The following is a 3,749-nucleotide window of genomic DNA, read 5'->3' as shown; positions in this document are numbered from 1 at the left end:
TCAACACGCACGACGCGACACGAAAACTCGGCTACCTAGGAAACTCACGCTAGCGATGCTGGACAGCCGGTTACGCGAAGCGGAATCGGCTGTCGCCCCAGAATTCACCGTAAGAGACATTCTGGTCGAGCTATCCGATCTGATGGGATTCGATGCCGAAGACTTGGATGCCGCAGGAGCACCCATGTCGCCTGAACACGCGACCGAACTGATCCACACGCGGACTGGAGCATTCGAGTTTCTCCAGCCATCACATGTGAAGCGGATCGTCGCATCATTCAATGACGCGCCACGGCTGGTCGCCAATTATCAACCCCCCGCGTTCGACGGAGACGTGGTCTATTTCGCCGCCGCCGCAGCCGACGGCATGACCGAAGAGCTCGCCGACAGCTGCTGGAAGCCATACATATCCGGTTCCCTCAAGTACTATCCCATCGATGCCACGCACATTCACATGACCACGCCACGAGCTTTGGCGGACATTGCACGAGTCCTCAACACCTATCTCGGCGACGCAGCCAGTTAGTTGCGGCTCAACATCGGCCAGCTCCGCCGGGTTGGATAGCGCCCCCATCAGGAGCGGCAGATGATCAGGCGCACCAGGATCAGGGAATCCACCACTACCTCATCAGGTCCCGGACGGCTGGCGCCGACTTGTCCGCGATCGTCGTGCGCTTGCTGCGGCGCAGGTGCCGGCCGACGACGTGGTGGATCCGCATCAGCCGGGTCAGCTGCAGTTGATCCTGCATTCGCAGGACCGGAGTTCGGCATGCGGGCGGAGCGCCGTAGGCGCTGCGGTGCTCGGCATGGGTGGCGCGGCTCTCGGCGACCGTCGTGGCCTCGTCGGCCTGGCGCTCGCCTCGGGCCGGCTCAGTGGCGAGGTGCTTGTAGGGACCGGAGCGGAACATCTCGAGCACCCACAGCCGCTGCATACGGAATTCGAGGCGATGAGCGGAGATGAAATCTCAGCGGCGGGTCTTCGCTTCACCTCCTCCTGTGCGGTCGGTCCCCGGAGATCGGCCATGGTCACGTCGGCGCTCTCCCAGTACTGATCGGCGGTCATGCCCACCGAACGCACTAGTGAGCACAGCCTCTACGAATGCCGCACGACAGCAGAATCTTTCGTCATTCCTCTGGATTCGGCGTCACCACGAAGTCGTAGGGTGCCATCGGGCCGACGAGGCGCATCGTCACCCGGTCGTCCCAGCGCTCGGCCAGGTCACCCACCGTCTGCTCGAGATCACCTTGCCGGTCCACCTCGAGCAGGACCGCGATCTGGACGGCATCCTCGTCGTGAGTGGGTTCGCGGACGGTCACGGTGTCGGTCAGCGGCGACAACGCGTCCAGGGCGGTCCTCGTGTCCGTTTCCCGCTTGGCCTCGAGGGTGCGGCCGATGATCTCGCCCAACGCCATCCGGGCGTCCCGGGTCAGTTCCTCGGGTTGGTCGCGGATCGACTCAAGCAGGGCCGACGCGTCCGGGCTCTCGTCGACGATCTCCCACACGATGCTCTCCTCGACGTAACGACCCTTCACCAGGTACTGCGCGAAGCCCTCGAGTTCGTCGAGAGCGGAGGTGAACTCGCCGGCGCGGTCGGCGAGCAACTCGTTGATCACCGCGTTCCGGTCGGACACGACGGCACCGAACCGCAGCGGCAGCACCGGGGCCACGTTCGAGGTGCCGTCGAGGATGCGGGCGTGGGCCTGCAGATCCGCGGGGGTACCGAGGCGGTGGTCCGGGTCGATGTCGCTGACCAACGCCGCGATGTCACCGTGGGTGACGATCTCGATCGGGGCGTCGTGGACACCGGTGGCGTCCTATTCCGGCTGCACGTCCGCGCGCACGATGCCGTACACTAGAGCACGGCCGCCGCAGCACCCTCGGTGTTGTCCGGTGTCCTCTGGGGAGGTCATTGTTGTCTCCGCTGCGGTGCGGATTCGCGTTCGCCGCCTGATAATCCGCCGAGCAGTGTACCGAGCGTCTCCCCCACGCCCTCGAGGACACCCTTGGTCTTGGATTTGGTGCTGCCGCTGCCCTTGACGTCGGAGACCAGGTCGGACAGGCCCTTGGGTTCGCTGCCGATCGCCAGCCGGTTCGCCGCCTCCGCGAACCGCAGGTAAGTGTCGACACTGGCGACCACCACGCGGGCGTCGATGGTCAGCAGTTCGATACCGACCAGCGAGACCCGCACGTACGCGTCGATGACCAGGCCCTTGTCCAAGATGGTGTCGATGACGTCGGCGAGGCTGCTCGAACTCGGACCACCTGCTGTGGTCATCGCTGCACTCCTCACTCCCCCTACCGCCGGTCCCGGAACTTTCGGGTGCGGTCGGCTCGGCGCCCGGGCCGGGCTCGCCCCGCGCGGGCACACCCCGAAAACGGATGCCCGCGCGCGAACTACCGGACCACCCGAAACAGCCGAAGTTCAATCCGCCAAAACCGCTGGAGAATAGCCGATTCGGCCCGCGCGAAGCGGTCCGCCCGCACCCGAGTCTTGTGGCCGTTGTCGATGACCGCGCCGCCGGACAGGTATGGCGCGGTTGCCGTCCGGTTGCCGCTGTGGATGTTGTCCGTTGCGCGGTGTGGCGGGTTCGGGGGTCGCATGCGGTTGGCGTGGAACTCCATCACTTCCGAGTGAATCCGCACACTCGGCGCCATCTTCGATTTTATGAGTGGAAGGTACCGGCCCTTCGGCACACCCCATACCGTGTCGCCGCTTCGGCCCGGGAGGCAGCACCCCGTCCGGGTATTCTTCTCAGAGGGTGGGGCGGTCCACGTCACCACGCCAGCCGCCGGTTTCAGTGCCGCGCTCTTCGATGAAGTGCTTGAACTTCTTCATGTCGACCTTGACTCGGTGGCTGAGGACGCCGAGCTTGTCGGCCGCGTTCTCGGCGAACCCGCCCCGGTCGATGTCCATCTGCGCGAAGAACGGCCCCCGTGGAACTCTCCAGGGACCGTTCTGGTGTCTCTACGGTTGCGACCTACCTACATGAGGGCGTGCCGGTCCCGGTCGCGGCCGATCTGGTCGGCCAGCCGGTAGACCGCCAACTCGTCGGGGATCGCCACCCTGGTGGCGGCATCGCGGGCCGCGACGAACGCCCGGACCTCCTCGTCCCCTGATGTGCGATCTCGACTCAAGAACGCCTGGCGGACGTCGGCGAGGTCCTCGAGTACCCACCACTGGAAACGGTCTAGACCGGCGGCGATCTCGGCGATCCGCGCGCGCTCCGACTGGCGGGTGCGCCAGCGCTCGAACGTCGTGTAGTCATGTGTCACAACGGCGTAGCGTCGTGTTGCGTGCAGGCGTACCGCTTCCGCCCCCTTCACCGCGCCTGTGACCGAAACGTTATAATTTGGTTACGAGTTCGAATCTCGGGGCGCCCATCGGGGCGAGTGCGGTGCGGCTGGCGTACCCGGACGAAGAGAGCACCGACGAGATCAGCGGCGATCTCGGCGACGAACTCATTCGCGACCGCCAACTCGACCAGCACCACGTCGACGAACCCACCGACCCGTTCTCCCACTATCGAAGGCGGCGATTGTCGTGGAATCTCTGACGATTTCATTGGTCAGATCAAGCTTCAAATCCGTCGGAGCGTCCCCAGGGGGCGAGAACGCTTTCGCGCGAGCCTTCTATGCGGTCCTGTTCGCCTCCAACCCGGAGATCCGCCAACACTTTCCGGCCGCGATGGACGGCCAGCGCGACCGACTCATGCACGCCATCGGGTACGTCATCGACCAGCTGGACACA

General features: G+C 65.1%; 3 protein-coding genes and 5 pseudogenes. 3 read left to right on the top strand and 5 right to left on the bottom strand.

From position 1 onward, the window contains the following. Positions 1 to 526, top strand: a pseudogene (locus P3H15_RS53240) (peptide synthetase); the annotation flags it as partial. Positions 527 to 623: 97 nt separating this feature from the next. Here the strand turns inward: P3H15_RS53240 and P3H15_RS53235 are convergent. The 5 genes and pseudogenes from P3H15_RS53235 to P3H15_RS53215 form a co-directional block, all read right to left on the bottom strand. Continuing rightward, positions 624 to 992 (bottom strand): annotated as a pseudogene (locus P3H15_RS53235) (IS3 family transposase); the annotation flags it as partial. 133 nt (positions 993 to 1,125) lie between these two features. After that, positions 1,126 to 1,911 (bottom strand): annotated as a pseudogene (locus P3H15_RS53230) (GvpL/GvpF family gas vesicle protein). Further along, the gene (gvpJ, locus tag P3H15_RS53225) at positions 1,908 to 2,276 is read right to left on the bottom strand and encodes a gas vesicle protein GvpJ (RefSeq protein WP_276144703.1); all 369 of its coding nucleotides are present in this window, start codon (positions 2,274 to 2,276) and stop codon (positions 1,908 to 1,910) included. Before gvpJ ends, P3H15_RS53230 begins: the two are co-directional and overlap by 4 nt. A 477-nt stretch (positions 2,277 to 2,753) precedes the next feature. Then, positions 2,754 to 2,921 (bottom strand): annotated as a pseudogene (locus tag P3H15_RS53220) (cyclase); the annotation flags it as partial. Positions 2,922 to 2,983: 62 nt separating this feature from the next. Continuing rightward, positions 2,984 to 3,274: a hypothetical protein gene (locus tag P3H15_RS53215; RefSeq protein ID WP_276144702.1), complete on the bottom strand. Its 291-nt coding sequence runs from the start codon at positions 3,272 to 3,274 to the stop codon at positions 2,984 to 2,986. Positions 3,275 to 3,351: 77 nt separating this feature from the next. On the opposite strand from P3H15_RS53215, the gene P3H15_RS53210 reads away from it, so the two are divergent. Further along, complete coding sequence (locus tag P3H15_RS53210) at positions 3,352 to 3,555, top strand: hypothetical protein (RefSeq protein WP_276144701.1); 204 nt, start codon at positions 3,352 to 3,354, stop codon at positions 3,553 to 3,555. Next, positions 3,543 to 3,749 (top strand): annotated as a pseudogene (locus P3H15_RS53205) (globin domain-containing protein); the annotation flags it as partial. The gene P3H15_RS53210 and the pseudogene P3H15_RS53205, both read left to right, overlap by 13 nt.

It is taken from the genome of Rhodococcus sp. T2V (assembly GCF_029269925.1).
Classification (GTDB): Bacteria; Actinomycetota; Actinomycetes; order Mycobacteriales; family Mycobacteriaceae; genus Rhodococcus_F; species Rhodococcus_F koreensis.
This window is presented reverse-complemented; position numbering and strand designations above follow the sequence as displayed.

Excerpts from the sequence above, each read along its gene's own strand:
- gvpJ (WP_276144703.1), bottom strand. The coding sequence starts at position 2,276 with ATGACCACAGCAGGTGGTCCGAGTTCGAGCAGCCTCGCCGACGTCATC.